The sequence below is a fragment of the Pseudomonas sp. RIT-PI-q genome, from assembly GCF_001297125.1.
In the GTDB taxonomy this organism is placed as follows: domain Bacteria; phylum Pseudomonadota; class Gammaproteobacteria; order Pseudomonadales; family Pseudomonadaceae; genus Aquipseudomonas.
In genome coordinates, this window is record NZ_LHPC01000046.1 from 86,017 (window position 1) to 104,256 (window position 18,240).

The 18,240-nt window shown below is 60.4% G+C and carries 14 protein-coding genes and 1 pseudogene; 11 read left to right on the forward strand and 4 right to left on the reverse strand.

Features of this window, described 5'->3' with window-relative positions:
- The first annotated feature begins 80 nt into the window (after positions 1 to 80).
- The 4 genes from AEQ67_RS24810 to AEQ67_RS24825 all read left to right on the forward strand — a co-directional run bounded on the left by AEQ67_RS24810 (position 81) and on the right by AEQ67_RS24825 (position 6,932).
- Positions 81 to 3,653, forward strand: coding sequence for a DUF2339 domain-containing protein (locus tag AEQ67_RS24810; RefSeq protein WP_059406425.1), 3,573 nt, complete (start codon positions 81 to 83; stop codon positions 3,651 to 3,653).
- The gene (locus AEQ67_RS24815; RefSeq protein WP_059406426.1) at positions 3,650 to 5,023 is read left to right on the forward strand and encodes a DUF3999 domain-containing protein; all 1,374 of its coding nucleotides are present in this window, start codon (positions 3,650 to 3,652) and stop codon (positions 5,021 to 5,023) included. Before AEQ67_RS24810 ends, AEQ67_RS24815 begins: the two co-directional genes overlap by 4 nt.
- A 292-nt stretch (positions 5,024 to 5,315) precedes the next feature.
- Positions 5,316 to 6,326: a class 1 fructose-bisphosphatase gene (locus AEQ67_RS24820; RefSeq protein ID WP_059406427.1), complete on the forward strand. Its 1,011-nt coding sequence runs from the start codon at positions 5,316 to 5,318 to the stop codon at positions 6,324 to 6,326.
- Positions 6,327 to 6,329: 3 nt separating this feature from the next.
- The gene (locus AEQ67_RS24825) at positions 6,330 to 6,932 is read left to right on the forward strand and encodes a DUF924 family protein (protein WP_059406428.1); all 603 of its coding nucleotides are present in this window, start codon (positions 6,330 to 6,332) and stop codon (positions 6,930 to 6,932) included.
- A gap of 104 nt (positions 6,933 to 7,036) precedes the next feature.
- On the opposite strand, the gene AEQ67_RS24830 is transcribed toward AEQ67_RS24825, so the two are convergent.
- From AEQ67_RS24830 to AEQ67_RS36880, 3 genes and pseudogenes are all read right to left on the reverse strand, one after another.
- The gene (locus tag AEQ67_RS24830) at positions 7,037 to 7,249 is read right to left on the reverse strand and encodes a hypothetical protein (RefSeq protein ID WP_059406472.1); all 213 of its coding nucleotides are present in this window, start codon (positions 7,247 to 7,249) and stop codon (positions 7,037 to 7,039) included.
- Positions 7,250 to 7,362: 113 nt separating this feature from the next.
- On the reverse strand, positions 7,363 to 8,127 hold the full coding sequence (locus AEQ67_RS36875; RefSeq protein WP_437180826.1) for a methyl-accepting chemotaxis protein: 765 nt from the start codon (positions 8,125 to 8,127) through the stop codon (positions 7,363 to 7,365).
- Positions 8,128 to 8,220: 93 nt separating this feature from the next.
- A pseudogene (locus AEQ67_RS36880) lies at positions 8,221 to 9,390 on the reverse strand (HAMP domain-containing protein); the annotation flags it as partial.
- Between the two features lie 235 nt (positions 9,391 to 9,625).
- Here AEQ67_RS36880 and AEQ67_RS24840 point away from each other — a divergent pair.
- Together AEQ67_RS24840 and AEQ67_RS24845 are read left to right on the forward strand one after the other, a co-directional pair.
- Positions 9,626 to 9,880, forward strand: coding sequence for a hypothetical protein (locus tag AEQ67_RS24840; RefSeq protein ID WP_059406430.1), 255 nt, complete (start codon positions 9,626 to 9,628; stop codon positions 9,878 to 9,880).
- Positions 9,881 to 9,911: 31 nt separating this feature from the next.
- A complete protein-coding gene (locus AEQ67_RS24845) occupies positions 9,912 to 10,481 on the forward strand; it encodes a lipocalin family protein (protein WP_059406431.1) in 570 nt (189 codons plus the stop codon).
- Between the two features lie 115 nt (positions 10,482 to 10,596).
- On the opposite strand, the gene AEQ67_RS24850 is transcribed toward AEQ67_RS24845, so the two are convergent.
- Positions 10,597 to 11,961 carry a formimidoylglutamate deiminase gene (locus AEQ67_RS24850; protein ID WP_059406432.1) on the reverse strand — a complete coding sequence of 455 codons (1,365 nt, stop codon included), beginning with the start codon at positions 11,959 to 11,961 and terminating at the stop codon, positions 10,597 to 10,599.
- A 146-nt stretch (positions 11,962 to 12,107) separates the two neighbouring features.
- On the opposite strand from AEQ67_RS24850, the gene hutC reads away from it, so the two are divergent.
- The 5 genes from hutC to AEQ67_RS24875 all read left to right on the forward strand — a co-directional run bounded on the left by hutC (position 12,108) and on the right by AEQ67_RS24875 (position 18,170).
- Positions 12,108 to 12,818 carry a histidine utilization repressor gene (gene hutC, locus AEQ67_RS24855; RefSeq protein ID WP_172435301.1) on the forward strand — a complete coding sequence of 237 codons (711 nt, stop codon included), beginning with the start codon at positions 12,108 to 12,110 and terminating at the stop codon, positions 12,816 to 12,818.
- A 10-nt stretch (positions 12,819 to 12,828) separates the two neighbouring features.
- The gene (locus AEQ67_RS24860) at positions 12,829 to 13,398 is read left to right on the forward strand and encodes a HutD/Ves family protein (RefSeq protein WP_059406434.1); all 570 of its coding nucleotides are present in this window, start codon (positions 12,829 to 12,831) and stop codon (positions 13,396 to 13,398) included.
- A gap of 466 nt (positions 13,399 to 13,864) precedes the next feature.
- Complete coding sequence (gene hutU, locus AEQ67_RS24865) at positions 13,865 to 15,532, forward strand: urocanate hydratase (protein WP_059406435.1); 1,668 nt, start codon at positions 13,865 to 13,867, stop codon at positions 15,530 to 15,532.
- Between the two features lie 127 nt (positions 15,533 to 15,659).
- Complete coding sequence (locus AEQ67_RS24870) at positions 15,660 to 17,132, forward strand: purine-cytosine permease family protein (RefSeq protein ID WP_059406436.1); 1,473 nt, start codon at positions 15,660 to 15,662, stop codon at positions 17,130 to 17,132.
- 69 nt (positions 17,133 to 17,201) lie between these two features.
- On the forward strand, positions 17,202 to 18,170 hold the full coding sequence (locus AEQ67_RS24875) for an ABC transporter substrate-binding protein (RefSeq protein WP_059406437.1): 969 nt from the start codon (positions 17,202 to 17,204) through the stop codon (positions 18,168 to 18,170).
- The last annotated feature ends 70 nt before the right edge of the window (positions 18,171 to 18,240 follow it).

Sequence of the window (18,240 nt, forward strand, 5' to 3'; positions counted from 1 at the left end):
AAATCCTGTGGGAGCGGGCTTGCCCGCGATGACGTCAGTGCAGACGCCACAAGGCAATGGGCCGCTTAGGGATATCGACCATGCAATGGATGTTCATGCTGATAGGGCTGGTGCTGGGCTGGATACTCGACGAGTCGTTCAGCGATGCGCTGTTGGGCGCGCTGCTCGGTTTGGGCATCGGCCAGGCTATCCGCATCGGCCGCTTGGGTTCTCAGGCCGCCGAGCAACAACGTCAGCTTCAATCAGCCCAGGTTGCGCTGGGGGCGGTCGAGCAGCGTCTGGCATTGCTGGAGGTGTCTGGCGTCAAGGCGCAGCAAGCCAGCGAGCCGGTCCTGACGCCTGAATTCCTTCTCGATGAAATCCCTGTCGAAGCCCCGCAACTGATCTGGGAGCTTCCGCCCGATCTCGAACCGATTAGCGCCGCCGCCACCGAAACCAGTCGTCCACCGCCGGTCGATGCCTGGAAACCCGAGCCGGTCGCCCGCGAACCGCAAGCGCCCGCCGCCCCTCGTGGCCCGAACTTCATCGATCGCGCCATCAGCGGCGCCCGCGCCTGGCTGTTCGGCGGCAACACGGTGCTGCGGGTGGGCGTGGTGCTGTTGTTCCTCGGTCTGGCATTCCTGTTGCGTTACGCCACCGAAGGCATGGTGGTGCCGATCGAGTTGCGTTACGCCGGTGTTGCAGCGGCCGCGTTAGGCCTGCTCGGATTGGGTTGGTGGTTGAGAACCCGCAACAGCCATTACGCGTTGATGCTGCAAGGCACCGGGATTGCGGTGTTGTACCTGACGGTATTTGCCGCGATGCGACTGCATCCGCTGCTCGACCCTTCGGCGGCATTGGGCCTGCTGGTCGCAGTGACGGTGTTCTCGGCGATTCTGGCCATTACCCAGGACGCGTTGGGCCTCGCCGCCGCTGCGGCATTGGGCGGTTTTGCCGCACCGATTTTGACCTCCACCGGCGCCGGCAACCACGTCGCGCTGTTCAGCTACTTCGCCTTGCTCAATGCCGGCATCCTCGCGATTGCGTGGTTCAAGGCCTGGCGGCTGCTCAACCTGATCGGTTTTGTCGGCACCTTCGGCATCGGTTTCGCCTGGGGCCTGCGTTCTTATGCGCCGGAGCTGTTGTGGAGCACCGAGCCGTTCCTGATTCTGTTCTTCCTGATGTACCTGGCCATCGGCCTGCTGTTCACCCGGCGCAAGCTGCTGGAGATGAGCGACGCACCGCAGGATGGCAGCCGCGAAGCGTTGCTGCGCTGGTCGGCGCGCAAGGGCGACTACGTCGATGGCACGATGCTATTTGGTCCGCCCATCGTCGGCTTCGGTTTGCAGTTCGCCCTGGTTCAACATCTGGAATTCGCCGCCGCCTTCAGCGCGCTGGCGTTAGGCATGATCTACATGGGGCTGGCGCGTCTGCTGATGGGCGGTCGCGCGCTGCTGCTGGCGGAAACCTGCCTGGCGCTGGGTGTGATCTTCGCCAGCCTGGCGATTCCATTAGGGTTGGATGCGCGCTGGACGTCGGCGGCCTGGGCAGTGGAGGGCGCGGGGATCTTCTGGCTCGGCCTGCGCCAGCAACGACCGCTGGCCCGTGCTTTTGCCTTGTTGCTGCAACTGGGCTCGGCGCTGGCGTTCCTCAGTGAGTTGCGCAGTGGCGAGAGCAGCCTGCTGGACGGTGCGCCGCTCGGCGCATTGATGCTCGGCGTGGCGTTGTTGTTCAGCTTCTATCAATTGCGCAAGGCATTGCCCGAACAGACCTCGCCGTGGGAACGCAAAAGCCTGCCGGTGTTGGCCTGCCTCGGCCTGACCTTCCTCTATCTGTTGGCGCCGTTGTTCTTCTTCACCCACGGCACGGCGATCAGTTGGGCGCTGGCGGGGTTGGCGACGCTGTTTGTCGGGCTGCGTCTGCAATCACGCACCTTCCTGTTCACTGCGTTTGCCGTGCAGTTGCTGGGTGGCGCGTTGTTCCTGTTGCGGCTGCAAGGTTTGAGCACTGACTCCGGCGTCGTGTTCAGCGCCGGTTGGAGCGGCTTGCTCAGCGCGTCATTGATCGGCCTGGCGCTGATCGCTGGCATGTTGCTGGCGGCTCGCGACGACATGGTCCGCAGCGACATTCGACTGTTGCGCGGCTTGTCGGTGGTGCTGCTCGCCGGTTTGGTGCTGATCAACCTGGCGGTGCTGTTCGTTCTGCCCTGGCAAACGGCGAGCGCAGTGTGGGCGGCCAGTGGTTTATTCATCATCTGGCTCAGTTTGTACCTCAAGCAGCGCGTGAGTTTTGTCTTCGGTCTGCTGTTGCAGGTGATTGGCGGTGCGGCGTTCTTGCTGGCCGGGCCGGACCTGCTCGGGCCGTTGGCCAGCGAAGGTTTGCGCCCACTGGCGCACAGCGGGTTCTGGACGCCATTGGTGTTGGGCTTGGCCGCGTTCGTCGGCGCCTGGCGCTTACAGCTCGGCAATCACGCCACGGCCTTCGACGCGTTGAGTTTGCAGCGTTTGTCCGAAGTGCTGCTGGTGTGGGGCGCGGGCTGGTGGGCGCTGGCGTGGATCAGTGAAGTGCTGCGTTTTGCCCCGTTGAATCTGCAAGCGACCTTGTTGCTGGCCGTCGCAGCCCTGAGCGTTGCGCTATGGACGCTGTTGGCACTGCGATTGAAATGGTCTGCGCTGGGCTTGCTCTGCACCTTGTTGATTCCGGCGGCGGGCCTGGTGTTGGTCGCCGCGTGGCATTCGCGTTATCACCCGGCGGCCAACTTCGGCTGGCTGGTGTGGGCGGCAGTGTTCGTCGTGCATTTCATCTCCCTGCGGCGTCTGGCGCCGATGCTGCCGGCACGCGCGCTCAGTACCACTCACGTGCTCGGCTGCTGGCTGTTGATCGGCGTGCTGGCGCTGGAGTTGCGTTATGGCTTGCTGCTGTTGTCCGAGCAATACAACGCCTGGCGCTGGTTGGGTTGGGCGATTCTGCCGAGCCTGTATCTGGTGCTCACGGCCGCAAACCGTACATGGCCGTGGCCAGTGTCGGCGTATTCCCGCGAATACCGCCTCTATGCGGCGGCACCTCTGGCGGTATTGATGCTCGGCTGGTTCTGGCTGGCGAACATCGTCAGCGACGGCACTGCTGAGCCGCTGCCCTACGTGCCATTGATCAACCCGCTGGAGTTGGGCCTGCTGTTCGCGCTGTTCGGTGTCTACGTATGGTCGCGCAGCGCGGTGACGCAACTGGCGATCCGCAAGGACTACGCCGCGCATGCCACGCAACTGATCGCCGGCGTCTCGCTGTTCGTGTTCTTCACCGCATTGGTGATGCGCACGGCTCACCATTGGGGCGGCGTGCCGTTCGAACTGGACGCGTTGCTTGAATCGATGCTGGTGCAGGCCGGTCTGTCGATCGTCTGGACCTTGATGGCGCTGAGTCTGATGATCGGCGGCCATTTGCGCCATCGCCGCGAAGTCTGGTTGATCGGTGCGGCGCTGATCGGCGTGGTGGTGGCCAAACTGTTCTTTATTGAATTGAGTAACCGTGGCGGCCTCGCCCGGATCGTCTCGTTTATCGGCGTTGGCGTGTTGCTGTTGGTGGTGGGCTATTTCGCGCCGTTGCCACCCAAGCGTGCCGACGCTGTGCCGGATGCTGAGAAACCGGTGCCGGAAACCGAAGGAGTGTCATCTTGAGTCAGAAGCTGAACCTGAACTGGTTGGGCGCAGTTTTAATGGGTGTGGCGTTGTCGGCTGGCGCCCAGGAAAAACCGGCGGACTTCGCCACGCAAGTGCCGTTAACCGTTACCGGCGAAGGCCCGTGGTATCGCCTCGAATTGCCCTTGGCCGTGCAGCTGAATGCGCGCCAGACCGACCTGAGCGACGTGCGCGTGTTCAACGCTGCCGGCGAGGCTCAAGCTTACGCCCTGGCTCGGGAATCCGCGCAGACCAGCGAAAACCGCACCGTGACTGAGGTGAAATGGTTCCCGCTGTACAACTCGGCAGACGACACCGAACGCGCGCCCAGCGTGCGCGTGCAATCGAGCGCCAATGGCACGCTGGTCGAAGTGCAGCCGTCCAGCCAGTTGGAGGCGGGCGAAGAAGTGCTGCGTGGCTGGTTGCTCGACGCCAGTGGGATAAAGGCACCGTTGCAGCAGTTGATCCTCGACTGGACCAGCGAGCGCGACGGCTTCCAGCGTTTCAGCATCGAAGCCAGCGATGACTTGCAGAGTTGGCAGTCCTGGGGCGATGGACAGGTGGCGCGGTTGACGTTTGCCGACGAGCGGGTCGAGCAGCACGAAGTCGGCTTGCCGGGGCAATCGGCGCGCTATTTGCGCTTGCTGTGGAGCACGCCGCAATCGGCGCCGGTGCTGACCTCGGCGCAACTGGAAAGCGCCAGCAGCCGCAGCCTGCCGCTGCCATTGGTCTGGTCGCAACCGTTGGCCGGCAGCCGGGTGAAGGCCGGTGAGTACACGTGGCAATTGCCGATGGGATTGCACGTCGAACGCTTGCAGGTCGAGTTGAGTCAGCCCAACAGCCTGGCGCCGGTGACGTTGTCCGGTCGTCGGGAAAGCAGCCTGCCGTGGCAGGCGCTGAGCAGTGGTCTGCTCTATCGCCTGACCCAAAGTGGCCAGGACGTGGTGCAGAACGAATTGCAGCTGCCGGGGCAAACCGTGCAGCAATTGAAACTGACCGTGGACGAGCGCGGCGGTGGTCTCGGTGAAGAGGCGCCAACAGTTCGGTTCGCGGTGCGTTCGACGCAATTGGTGTTCCTGGCGCGCGGCGCCGGGCCTTACACGCTGGCGCTGGGGAGTGCGACGGTGAAGGCGGCGAACCTGCCGTTATCGACGTTGATCCCGGATTACAGCGCTGCAAAATTCGCGACGCTGGGCAAGGCTACGGTTGATGGTGGGGCGGTTGCCACGCCGGTGTCGACGGTGACAACGGCGGCGACCAATGACACGAACTGGAAGAAATTCGGGTTGTGGGCGGTGTTGTTGCTGAGCGTTTTGTTCCTGGCGGCGATGGCGTTCAGCCTGTTGCGCAAACCGGCCACTAAATCCTGAGAATGGCTGGCGCTGCGCGCCAGATCGCGGGCAAGCCCGCTCCCACAGGGTTTTGCGTTGGGAACAAAATATCTGTCACAACGAGGATTCATTGTGGGAGCGGGCTTGCCCGCGAAGGCGGATTGTCAGGCAACGAAAATCTTGAAACTGCCACCTATCCCCCGTCCATTTCGAACTACGCTCATCCCCGCGCATGAACTCTATTGGGCGGATCACGTCTGATAGGAGGAAATGCGCCCCGACTCGCGCTAAACTGCGCGGGTTTTTAGCCCCCAATCCACCGGAGCCTTCCATGTCCCGCGTTACCCTGAGTCGCTATTTGATTGAGCAGACCCGTAGCAATAACACCCCTGCCGATCTGCGTTTCCTGATCGAAGTGGTGGCGCGTGCTTGCAAAGAGATCAACCACGCCGTGTCCAAAGGTGCCCTCGGTGGTGTTCTGGGCAGCATGGGCACAGAAAACGTTCAAGGTGAAGTGCAGAAGAAACTCGACGTGATCTCCAACGAGATCCTGCTCGAAGCCAACGAATGGGGCGGTCACCTGGCCGGCATGGCGTCCGAAGAAATGGACAACGCCTACCAAATCCCGGGCAAATACCCGAAAGGCGCGTACCTGCTGGTTTTCGACCCGCTGGACGGTTCGTCGAACATCGACATCAACGCCCCGGTCGGTACGATCTTCTCGGTACTGCGTTGCCCGAACGAATACCTGAGCCAGAACGAGCCCTTGAACGAAAAGGCCTTCCTGCAGCCAGGCACCGAGCAAGTGGCGGCCGGTTACGCGATCTACGGTCCACAGACCATGTTGATCCTGACCCTGGGCGATGGCGTGAAAGGCTTTACCCTGGACCGTGAAATGGGCAGCTTCGTGCTGACTCACGAAGACATCAAGATCCCGGAAGCCACCCAGGAATTCGCGATCAACGCATCCAACCAGCGTCACTGGGAAGCGCCGGTACAGCGCTACGTCGGCGAATTGCTGGCGGGCGAAGAAGGCCCGCTGAAAAAGAACTACAACATGCGCTGGGTTGCCGCAATGGTCGCGGACGTGCACCGCATCCTGACCCGTGGTGGTCTGTTCATGTACCCACGCGACAGCCGCGAGCCGTCCAAGCCGGGCAAGCTGCGTCTGATGTACGAAGCCAACCCGATGTCGTTCCTGGTTGAACAGGCCGGCGGTGCTTCCACCGATGGCCATCAGCGCATCCTCGACATCAAGCCTGACGGCTTGCACCAGCGTGTCGCGGTGTTCCTCGGTTCGAAAGAAGAAGTTGAACGCGTCACGGCTTACCACAAGGAATAAACCATGACCGCGCCCTGGCAGCCGTTACTCGATTGGTGGTTCGGTTCAGCCGAAGCACCGAAGGATGTAGCGGCTGACAAGGGCAAGTTGTGGTTCGGCAAGCGCGACAGCCAGGACCTCGAAGCGCAGACGCGTTTCGGGGACTGGGTCGAGCAGGCACTGGCCGGCGGATTGACCGAGTGGGCGCAACGCCCCGAAGGTTGGCTGGCCCTGGTGCTGCTACTCGACCAAATCCCGCGAATGATCTTTCGCGACTCCCCCAAATCCTTTGCAGGCGATCTCCGGGCCCAGGCGCTGGTGGCGCAAGGCATCGCTGCGGATTTCGATCGGCAGTTACAGCCTATTCAGCGCGTGTTCATCTACCTGGTGTTTGAGCATTGCGAGAATCTGGCGGTGCAGAACGAGGCGGTTTCCCGCTACATCGACCTGGTGGCACAACAGCCGGAAACGGATCAAGCGCTGTTCACCGATTACCTGAATTACGCCGAGAAGCATCAGAAAGTGATCGCGCAGTTTGGGCGGTTTCCGCATAGGAATGCGGTGCTGGGGCGGGAGTCTACGGCTGAGGAAATGGAGTTTTTGAGTAAGCCGGGTTCACGTTTCTAAACCTTTTCAACTCACGGATTCCCTTGAAGCAGTCGCTTCATCAGAAGCGTAGGCAGATTTTTTCGCGTGTCGGCAATGATGTGGAAGAATAACCACCTTCAAACTCATTGACGGTCAGCCTTGTCCAGTTCTGCGAAGACATCTTCGGCATCCTGAAACTTGCCCTCTTCAATCTCGCGATGACCCATCGCCAAGAGTTTCAGAAGGGCCATCGTGTCTTCCTGCTCTTCAAAGCTTTTCACATCCATGACTACGAGCTTTGCTTCAGCCGACCAACGTGTCTCGTAGGCAGGTTTTAGATTTTTGTTGCGTTTGATGCCGTCTTCGCGGGCAAGCCCGCTCCCACAGGTTTTTCTGTCGTGTACAAAATTTGTGTCCGCCAAAAATCATTGTGGGAGCGGGCTTGCCCGCGATGAGGCCAGATCAGTCGCTAGATCCTGAAACTACCGACCAACTGCTTCAACCGCGCCGCCTGCTGTTCAAGGTCAGCGCACGCGCGCAAGGTCGATTGCAAGTTCTCCACACCTTCCTGGTTCAGCGTGTTGATCTCGGTGATGTCGACGTTGATCGACTCCACCACAGCGGTCTGTTCTTCAGTCGCCGTCGCCACGGATTGGTTCATGCCGTCGATCTCGCCGATACGCTGGGTCACGCTGCCCAGGCGTTCACCGGCCTGGTTGGCGATGCCGACGCTGCTTTCGCTCTGGCGCTGGCTGTCGGTCATGGTGCTGACCGCTTCGCGGGCGCCGACTTGCAGTTCCTCGATCATCTTCTGCACTTGCTGCGCCGAATCCTGGGTGCGGTGGGCGAGGTTGCGCACCTCGTCCGCGACCACGGCAAAACCACGTCCGGCTTCACCAGCGCGGGCGGCTTCAATCGCGGCGTTGAGGGCCAACAGGTTGGTCTGCTGCGAGATGCTGGTGATCACTTCCAGAATCTGCCCGATGTTGACGGTGTTGCTATTGAGCGTCTCGATGTTGCCGCACGAATCGCTGATCTTCGCCGAGAGCTGCTGCATCGCAGCGATGGTTTTATCCACCACGTGCTGACCGTCTTCGGCCAAGGCTCTGGCATCGCTGGAATGCTGGGAGGCGAGGGCTGCGTTCTGGGCGATTTCCTGGGCGGCGGCGCCCAGTTCGTTGATCGCTGCGGCCACGCTGCTGGTGCGCGAGGCTTGCTGGTCGGAGTTGAACATCGACGAGTTCGACGCCGCCACTACCCGCAAGGCGACTTCGTTGACCTGGCCGGTGGCCGAGGCCACTTCGGTAATCGACGTATGAATGCGTTCCACAAAACGGTTGAACGAGGTGCCCAGGGCGCCGAATTCGTCGTGGCCGTGAATGGTCAGGCGTTTGGTCAGGTCACCTTCGCCTTCGGCGATGTCGTGCATGGCGCGGCCCATGGTCAGCAGCGGCTGCATCAGGAAACTGATCAACATGCCCAGCAGCGCAATGATGATCACCACGGCGATGACCATGGCGATGATCGCCGAAGTGCGGAATTCGCTGAGCATCGAGAACGCGGTGTCCTGATCGAGCACCAGCGCCACATACCAGTCCGCCGACGGCACGCCGTTGACGTGGGTGAAGGAGATGAACTGGCTCTTGCCGTCGATCTCGACCTCTTTCATGCCCGGGCTGACTTTAGGCGCACCGTTGGGGTAGGCGTCGGCCAGGCTCTTGAGCACCAGTTTGCTGTCCGGGTGGATCAGGATTTTGCCGTCGGCGCTGACGATAAACGCGTGGCCATGACCGCCGAAATTCAGCGAGTTGATGATCGCGCTGACGCTGGACAGGTCGATGTCTGCGCCGGCAACGCCGATCATCTGGCTCTCGTGCTTGACCGGTGTGGCCACGGTGATCACCAGTTTGCCCGACGAAGCGGCGATGTACGGTTCGGTGACGATGGTCTGTTGCGCGCTGTTGGCCGCCTTGTACCAGCCACGGGCGCGTGGGTCGTAGTCGGCGGCGCGATTGCCGGCCGGGATCGAGAACATCACGCCGTCGGTGCCACCGAAGTAGCTCAACTGGAAGTTGCTGGTGTAGGCCGGCAGGTCGATCGCGCGTTTCAGGCTGGCCTGGGCGCTGCCGTCCACGGCGATCTGCTGGGACAGCGATTGCAGCAACTGGATGCGGCTTTCCAGCCAGGTCTGGATGTTGCTGGTGGTCAGGCTGCCGAGTTCCTGCATCGACGATTCGGTACTGCTGCGCAGGGTCTGGCGCTGGCGGTAGTCGTTGAACAGGATGAAACAAGCGAACGCAACGGCCACCACGAGGGCAGCAGCCGACAAGATCTTGTGGCTGAACTTCATGTTTCTGGTCATTAAATGAGCTACCGCGGGAGGGGACTGGTCGAACTTTGTGATTATTGCAGGGGCTACTGTAGGAGCGAGCTTGCTCGCGATGGGCTTCAACGATAACGCGTGCTTACTGAGTGCACGCGATGACCTGAGGACCATCGCGAGCAAGCTCGCTCCTACAAGGACCTATGTCGACAGGTCAGCGCCAAAGATTAGGCGTCTTTTGCGAAAAACGACGAAATACCCAACAGCGAAAGAAAGTGGCTGATTTTTCGGCAAAAGGCAGACGAGCGGCCAAACAAATAGCCGGGCTGGCAGGGAACCAGACAGGGGTTTTCTCTTCTAAGCTTCTGCTTGGCAGACATGCCATTCCCCTTCGCCCAGGAGCTACACCATGTCGCTGCGATCTATCGCCCTGCTTTCGTTCTGCGTGTTGTTGGCTGCGTGCAGCAAGGTCAATCAGGAAAATTATTCCAAGCTGTCGACCGGCATGCCCAAGGCCGAGGTAGAAACCTTGCTGGGCAAACCTGCCGACTGCTCGGGCGCGCTCGGCATGTCCAGTTGCACCTGGGGCGACAAGAACAGCTTTATCAGCGTGCAGTACGCCGGTGACAAAGTGCTGATGTTTTCCGGCCAAGGCCTGAAGTAAACCGGGGCTATGCGCCCACGGGAGAAAAACAATGAAGCGGTTATTGATCCTACTTTTTGCCAGCCTGGTATTGGCCGGCTGTGCCACTTCTGGCAACGATCCGTTGGCGCCCAAGACCGTCAACAGCGTCAATCTCAAAAAGTACCAAGGAACCTGGTACGAATTGGCCCGTCTGCCGATGTATTTCCAGCGCAACTGCGCGCAATCCGAAGCCCATTACACCCTCTTGCCTGACGGTAACGTGGCGGTATTGAACCGTTGCCTGACGCCGCAGTGGCAATGGGAAGAGGCCAAGGGCACGGCTTATCCACAAGTGCCGGGCAAGTCCGACAAACTGTGGGTCGAGTTCGATACCTGGTTCTCACGATTGCTGCCGGGCGTGTCGAAGGGGGAATACTGGGTGTTGTACGTCAGCGACGACTACAAGACCGCCATCGTTGGCGACCCGAGCCGCAAGTACCTGTGGCTGCTGTCACGGACCCCGACGGTCAATGGCGTCGTGCGCGAGGAATTGCTGAGCAAGGCGCGCCAGCAAGGCTACGACACCACGCGACTGATCTGGCGCGCGTCCGATACGCAGATGGCCAAGACCTCGAACTAAAGGCATATACAAACCCGTAGGAGCTGGCTTGCCAGCGAAGAGGCCTTCAAATTCAACGATGATGTTGATTGAGAGGCCGCCTTCGCTGGCAAGCCAGCTCCTACAGAGGTTGGCGTTAGCCCAGGAGATCGCGCAGGACTTGGGTGAACGCGCGGTTGCTTTCTTCTTCGTCGGCATGGCGCCCGTCACGCACGACCCACTGGCCATTGACCAGCACATCCCGCACCTGGCGATCGCCACCGGCAAACAACCAACGATTGAGAATCCCGTCGCCGCTGGCGGTTGCCAGGTACGGATCGTTACCGTCGAGCACCAGCCAATCGGCTCGCTTGCCGACTTCCAGCGCACCAATCGGCTGACCCAGCGCCTGAGCCCCGCCGTCCAGCGCTGCGTCATACAGCGTGCGGCCAACCATCGGCTGATCGGCGCCATACAAGCGATTACGTCGCTGATCGCGCAGGCGCTGGCCGTATTCCAGCCAGCGCAGTTCTTCCACCACGCTTAACGACACATGGCTGTCGGAACCGATGCCCATGCGTCCGCCCTGCGCGAGGAAATCCACCGCCGGGAAAATCCCGTCGCCGAGGTTGGCTTCGGTGGTCAGGCACAAACCGGCGATGGCGCGACTCTTGGCCATCAGCGTGACTTCTTCAGGGTTGGCGTGGGTCGCGTGGACCAGGCACCAGCGTTGGTCGACGTCGGTATTTTCGTACAACCATTGCAGCGGACGGCGACCGCTCCAGCTCAGGCAGTCATCGACTTCTTTCTGCTGTTCGGCGATGTGAATGTGCACCGGGCATTGTTTGTCGCTGGCCGCCAGCACTTCGCTGATCTGCTGCGGTGTGACCGCGCGCAACGAGTGGAAACACAGGCCCAGCGACTGCGCCGGTTGCTGCGCGAGGATCGGCTGCAAACGCGATTGAAGCTTGAGGTAGTTTTCGGTGCTGTTGATGAAGCGGCGTTGGCCTTCGTTCGGGGGCTGGCCGCCGAAACCGGAATGGCTATAAAGCACCGGCAGCAAGGTCAAACCGATACCGGCGGAACTGGCGGCCTGGCTGATGCGCAGCGCCAGTTCGGCCGGGTCGGCGTACGGTTGGCCGCTCGTGTCGTGGTGCACATAATGAAATTCCGCGACCGAGGTGTAACCGGCCTTGAGCATTTCGATGTACAGCTGACGAGCGATGACGCCGAGCTGGTCCGGGCTGATTTTTCCGACGAGGCGATACATCAAATCGCGCCAGGTCCAGAAACTGTCGTTCGGATTACCCGCCACTTCCGCCAGCCCGGCCATGGCCCGCTGGAAGGCGTGGGAGTGCAGATTCGGCATACCAGGCAGCAGCGGACCGCTTAGCCGTTCGGCGCCATCTGCAGTGGAATCGGCCTGGATATGGGTCAAAACGCCTTCGGCGCTGACCTCAAGACGTACATTGTTGGCCCATCCACTAGGCAGCAGCGCGCGTTCGGCAAAGAAGGCGGACATGGTTCAGCACCCCATCGTGTGTTATTTGTATATACATATACAGACGTTTGCCTGCTCGGTAAACTCCGGCAAGCTAGCAATCTCTTCTCAACGAACAAGGATTAACCGTGCCGACTCCGCCTGCAGTCTCTCCGTTGGCCGCACACATGGGCGACAGTCCGGCGCCCTTGTACGCCCGCGTCAAACAAATGATCACCCAGCAAATCGACAGTGGAAACTGGCCGCCGCACTACCGCGTCCCGTCGGAAAGTGAACTGGTCAGCCAGTTGGGCTTCAGCCGTATGACCATCAACCGCGCCCTGCGCGAGATGACCGCCGACGGTCTGTTGGTGCGCATGCAAGGTGTCGGCACGTTCGTCGCCGAGCCGAAAAGCCAGTCCGCGCTGTTTGAAGTGCACAACATCGCCGACGAAATCGCCTCCCGTGGCCATCGCCACACCTGCAAGGTGATCACGCTGGAAGAAGAGGCCGCCGGTTCCGAGCGCGCACTGGCCCTGGACATGCGCGAAGGCCAGAAGGTCTTCCACTCGCTGATCGTGCATTTCGAGAACGATATCCCGGTGCAAATCGAAGACCGTTTCGTCAACGCGCTGGTCGCTCCGGACTACCTCAAGCAGGATTTCACCCTGCAAACGCCGTACGCCTACTTGAACCAGGTGGCACCGCTGACCGAAGGCGAGCACGTGGTCGAGGCGATTCTGGCTGAGGCGTCCGAATGCAAATTGCTGCAGATTGAAAAGGGCGAGCCGTGCCTGCTGATTCGTCGCCGCACCTGGTCCGGCCGTCAGCCCGTGACCGCCGCCCGTTTGATCCACCCCGGTTCCCGTCATCGTCTGGAAGGGCGGTTTCATAAATAGAGAGCCATAAATGAGTGAGTTGAAGGTTTTACGCGCAAAAGATTATCCGCGCATGCCGTGGAAAAACGGCGGCGGCAGCACTGAAGAAATCACCCGCGATGCCGGCACCGGCCTGGATGGGTTTGGCTGGCGCCTGTCGATTGCCGATATTGGTGAGTCGGGCGGGTTTTCCACCTTCGCCGGTTACGAGCGGGTGATTACCGTGCTGCAAGGCGATGGCATGACCTTGTCGGTTGATGGCCAAGTCACGCGGCCATTGTTACCGATCGATCCATTTGCCTTCAGCGGTGAGAGCCAGGTTTCCTGCACATTGCTCGGCGGGCCGATTCGCGACTTCAACCTGATTTACGCGCCGCAGCGGTATAGCGCGCGGTTGCAGTGGCTGGACGGTGAGCAGCGGTTTTTCAGTTCGGCGGGCACCGTGTTGGTGTTCAGTGTCACCGAAGCGTTGGAAGTGAAGGTGGGTAACAGCGATGCACAACTGGGTCGCCATGATTGCTTGCAACTCGAAGATAACGCTGGGCTGCTGGAAATCTCCAGTAACGGCCTGTGCTGTGTGATTGAACTGATCGCACGCTGATCCAACATCCCTTTCGCGGGCAAGCCTCGCTCCTACAGGTTATTTGTCGTTCCTCGATCGGGGATTGACATAAAACCTGTAGGAGCGAGGCTTGCCCGCGAAGCTTTTCGCTACTCAAACCCGTTCCCCATCGCGCACCACTTTGTTACCGAACGCCCCAGCGTGGCGCAAAACCACGCTCAAGTAACAACTGTCACGCCCTCCGCACAATCCCCCAGAAAAATTTCATCTACGCCAGAACCCTTGATTCAGGCGCTCTCCAGCCCTTTCAGAATTTTTCTTGAACAGCTATCCAACAAGTTGGCCGCCTGATTGCATATGCTTGTATGTACAAGTAAAGACGTATGCGTATGAGTCACGAAGACTCAACCATCGTCCACTGATTCGCCGGTGTGCACTGATGCTCATTGGCTTGCTCGCCCACTGTCTGGGTTGGTTTTGGATTGATTGCTGAGGAGTTCTTTTCGTGACTAAATTTCGTGACGTTGAAATCCGCGCTGCCCGCGGTAACAAACTGACTGCGAAGAGCTGGCTGACTGAAGCGCCGCTGCGCATGCTGATGAACAACCTCGACCCGGAAGTCGCCGAGAACCCTAAAGAACTGGTGGTTTACGGTGGTATCGGTCGTGCGGCACGTAACTGGGAATGCTACGACAAGATCGTCGAAAGCCTGACCAACCTGAACGACGACGAGACCCTGCTGGTGCAATCCGGCAAGCCGGTCGGCGTGTTCAAGACCCACACCAACGCCCCGCGCGTACTGATCGCCAACTCCAACCTGGTGCCACATTGGGCGAGCTGGGAGCACTTCAACGAACTCGACGCCAAAGGCCTGGCCATGTACGGCCAGATGACCGCCGGCAGCTGGATCTACATCGGCAGCCAGGGCATCGTCCAGGGCACCTACGAAACCTTCGTCGAAGCCGGTCGCCAGCACTACAACGATGACCTCAAAGGTCGTTGGGTCCTGACCGCAGGCCTCGGCGGCATGGGCGGCGCTCAACCTCTGGCCGCGACACTGGCCGGCGCTTGCTCGCTGAACATCGAATGCCAGCAGGTCAGCATCGACTTCCGCCTGAACAGCCGTTATGTCGACGAGCAAGCCACCGACCTCGACGACGCCCTGGCGCGCATCGAAAAATACACCAAGGAAGGCAAGGCGATCTCCATCGCTCTGTTGGGCAACGCGGCTGAAATCCTCCCGGAACTGGTCAAGCGTGGCGTGCGCCCGGACATGGTCACCGACCAGACCAGCGCCCACGACCCACTCAACGGTTACCTGCCAGCCGGCTGGACCTGGGAAGAATACCGCGCTCGCGCCAAGACCGAGCCTGCTGCCGTGGTCAAGGCCGCCAAGCAATCGATGGCTGTGCACGTTAAAGCGATGCTCGAATTCCAGAAAATGGGCATTCCGACCTTCGACTACGGCAACAACATCCGTCAAATGGCCCAGGAAGAAGGCGTGGAAAACGCATTCGACTTCCCAGGCTTTGTACCGGCTTACATCCGTCCACTGTTCTGCCGTGGCATCGGCCCGTTCCGTTGGGCTGCGCTGTCGGGTAACGCTGAAGACATCTACAAGACCGACGCCAAGGTCAAAGAACTGATCCCGGACGACGCTCACCTGCACAACTGGCTGGACATGGCGCGCGAGCGCATCAGCTTCCAGGGTCTGCCGGCACGTATCTGCTGGGTTGGCCTGGGCCTGCGCGCCAAGCTCGGCCTGGCGTTCAACGAAATGGTTCGCAGCGGTGAATTGTCCGCGCCAATCGTGATCGGTCGCGACCACCTGGACTCCGGTTCGGTTGCCAGCCCGAACCGCGAAACCGAATCGATGCAAGACGGTTCTGATGCCGTGTCCGACTGGCCACTGCTCAACGCCCTGCTCAACACCGCGAGCGGCGCGACCTGGGTTTCCTTGCCCCACGGCGGCGGCGTCGGCATGGGCTTCCCCCAGCACTCGGGCATGGTGATTGTCTGCGACGGTACTGACGAAGCGGCCGAGCGTATCGCTCGCGTTCTGCACAACGACCCGGCGACCGGCGTTATGCGTCACGCCGATGCGGGTTACCAGATCGCGATCGACTGCGCCAAGGAACAAGGCCTGAACCTGCCGATGATCACCGGCAAATAACGCAGAAATACCTGTAGGAGCTGGCTTGCCAGCGAATGATGCACCACGGTGTGTCAGGAAGGACGCCTTCGCGGGCAAGCCTCGCTCCTACAGGGATCACCCAATAACAATCCACAGAGGTTGAATCATGGCGGTTAACAGCGATCGTGCAGGCAACAAACCGTTGATCGAGAAACGTTCGATCGACTACATCCCGGAAGCGGAAAGACACGGTCGTCTATTGAGCCAGTTCACCCTGTGGATGGGTGCCAACCTGCAAATCACCGCGATTGTCACCGGGGCCCTGGCCGTAGTGCTGGGCGGTGACGTGTTCTGGTCGTTGATCGGTCTGTTGATCGGGCAACTGCTCGGCGGCGGTGTGATGGCGTTGCATGCCGCACAAGGGCCAAAGCTTGGCCTGCCGCAGATGATCTCCAGCCGCGTGCAGTTCGGCGTGTATGGCGCGGCCATCCCGATCGTGCTGGTGTGTTTGATGTACCTCGGTTTCACCGCAACGGGAACCGTACTTTCCGGCCAGGCGCTGGGCCAGTTGTTTGGCGTCAGCGACAGCGTCGGTATCCTTATCTTCGCCAGTGTCATCGTGCTGGTCACGGTGCTCGGTTATCGGGTGATCCATTGGATTGGCCGTGTTGCCAGTGTCATTGGTGTGATTGCCTTCGTTTCCCTGTTCAGCCGTCTGATGAGCCAGACCGACATTGGCGCACTCCTGCAAATCCGCCACTTCAGCTGGAGCAGCTTCCTGCTCGCGGTATCTCTTGCCGCGTCCTGGCAGATCGCCTTCGGCCCGTACGTGGCTGACTATTCGCGCTACCTCCCGAGCAAGACGTCCTCGGTGAAGACCTTTTTCGCCGCTGGCGCAGGTTCGGTCATTGGCGCACAGGTGGCAATGATCCTCGGCGTGTTCGCGGCCGCCTCGGCCAACGGCCAATTTGCCGGCCACGAAGTCGCCTACATCGTTGGTTTGGGCGGCACCGGTGCCACCGCTGCGCTGCTGTACTTCAGCATCGCGTTCGGCAAGGTCACCATCTCCACGCTGAACTCGTACGGCAGCTTCATGTGCATTGCGACCGTCATCAGCGGTTTTCGTGGTGATCTGAAAGTATCGCGCTTGCAGCGTCTGGTGTTCGTGCTGGTCATCGTCGGTGCCGCGACCCTGATGGCGTTGCTCGGTCAGCACTCGTTCCTCGGTGCATTCAAGTCTTTCATCCTGTTCTTGCTCGCCTTCTTTACACCCTGGAGCGCGATCAACCTGGTGGACTACTACTGCATCACCCGCGAGCGTTATGACGTGCCGGCACTGGCCGATCCAAACGGTCGCTACGGCCGTTGGAACGCCCTCGGTATCAGCGTTTATGTCTTCGGTGTGCTGGTGCAGCTGCCGTTCATCTCCACCAAGTTCTACACCGGTCCGCTGGTAGCGGCCCTGGGCGATGTGGATATTTCCTGGATCATCGGTCTAGTGATTCCCGCTGCCCTGTATTACGTGTGCGCGAAAAAATGGCACAGCCCAGTACCCGATCACCTGATTCTGCCAGTCGAGCAGGACAGCAATGCAGCACCTATAACAAGCGGGGCCGGTCGCGCTGCGGCGCAGGCCTGATTGGACGTGGACAGGGCCTGGATGCCTCTTGACTGCCGTAAGCCAATTCATGATTAGGAGCGTCACACAATGAAATCGAACAAGACCCTGCTGACCACATTGCTTTCCATGGGCCTGCTGGCCAGTGCCGGTGCCACTCAGGCGGCGGGTTGGTGCGAGTCGGGCAAACCGGTGAAATTTGCCGGCCTGAACTGGGAAAGCGCCATGCTGCTGACCGACGTGCTGCAAGTCGTGTTGGAGAAAGGCTACGACTGCAAGACTGACAGCCTGCCGGGCAACTCCATCACCATGGAAAACGCCCTGAGCAGCAACGACATTCAGATTTTTGCCGAAGAGTGGGTCGGCCGCAGTGAAGTCTGGAACAAGGCCGAGAAGGCCGGCAAAGTCGTCGGTGTCGGCGCCCCTGTCGTAGGCGCTATCGAAGGCTGGTACGTGCCGCGTTACGTGATCGAAGGCGACGCCAAGCGTAAGCTGGAGCCGAAGGCACCGGACCTGAAAAACATTGCTGACCTGGCCAAATATTCCGCTGTGTTCAAGGACGCCGAAGAGCCCTCCAAGGGCCGTTTCTACAACTGCCCGGCGGGCTGGACCTGTGAACTGGACAACAGCGAAATGCTCAAAAGCTATGGCCTGGAAAGCACCTACACCAACTTCCGTCCGGGCACCGGCCCGGCGCTGGATGCGGCGGTGCTGTCGAGCTACAAGCGTGGCGAGCCGATCCTGTTCTACTACTGGTCGCCAACCCCGCTGATGGGCCAGGTTGACCTGGTCAAGCTTGAAGAGAAGCCAGGCGTGGACAAGCGCGTGACCATCAAGGTCGGCCTGTCCAAGACGTTCCACGAGCAAGCCCCGGAACTGGTGGCTGTGCTGGAAAAGGTCAACCTGCCAATCGACCTGCTGAACCAGAACCTCGGGCGTATGGCCAAAGAGCGGATCGAGTCGCCAAAACTGGCCAAGATCTTCTTGAAGGAACATCCTGAAGTCTGGCACGCATGGGTGAGCGACGACGCAGCCAAGAAAATCGACGCGGCCTTGTAGGTTGGGCTTCTCCGACTGTCGGCAACGGCGGTCGGACGCTTGATCGCAACCCCTTGATTGAGAGTCTCTT

Excerpts from the sequence above, each read along its gene's own strand:
- AEQ67_RS24875 (WP_059406437.1), top strand. The coding sequence starts at position 17,202 with ATGAAATCGAACAAGACCCTGCTGACCACATTGCTTTCCATGGGCCTG.
- AEQ67_RS24860 (WP_059406434.1), top strand. The coding sequence starts at position 12,829 with ATGAGTGAGTTGAAGGTTTTACGCGCAAAAGATTATCCGCGCATGCCG.
- AEQ67_RS24870 (WP_059406436.1), top strand. The coding sequence starts at position 15,660 with ATGGCGGTTAACAGCGATCGTGCAGGCAACAAACCGTTGATCGAGAAA.
- AEQ67_RS24820 (WP_059406427.1), top strand. The coding sequence starts at position 5,316 with ATGTCCCGCGTTACCCTGAGTCGCTATTTGATTGAGCAGACCCGTAGC.
- AEQ67_RS36875 (WP_437180826.1), bottom strand. The coding sequence starts at position 8,127 with ATGTTCAACTCCGACCAGCAAGCCTCGCGCACCAGCAGCGTGGCCGCA.
- AEQ67_RS24840 (WP_059406430.1), top strand. The coding sequence starts at position 9,626 with ATGTCGCTGCGATCTATCGCCCTGCTTTCGTTCTGCGTGTTGTTGGCT.
- AEQ67_RS24845 (WP_059406431.1), top strand. The coding sequence starts at position 9,912 with ATGAAGCGGTTATTGATCCTACTTTTTGCCAGCCTGGTATTGGCCGGC.
- AEQ67_RS24810 (WP_059406425.1), top strand. The coding sequence starts at position 81 with ATGCAATGGATGTTCATGCTGATAGGGCTGGTGCTGGGCTGGATACTC.
- AEQ67_RS24850 (WP_059406432.1), bottom strand. The coding sequence starts at position 11,961 with ATGTCCGCCTTCTTTGCCGAACGCGCGCTGCTGCCTAGTGGATGGGCC.
- hutC (WP_172435301.1), top strand. The coding sequence starts at position 12,108 with ATGGGCGACAGTCCGGCGCCCTTGTACGCCCGCGTCAAACAAATGATC.
- AEQ67_RS24825 (WP_059406428.1), top strand. The coding sequence starts at position 6,330 with ATGACCGCGCCCTGGCAGCCGTTACTCGATTGGTGGTTCGGTTCAGCC.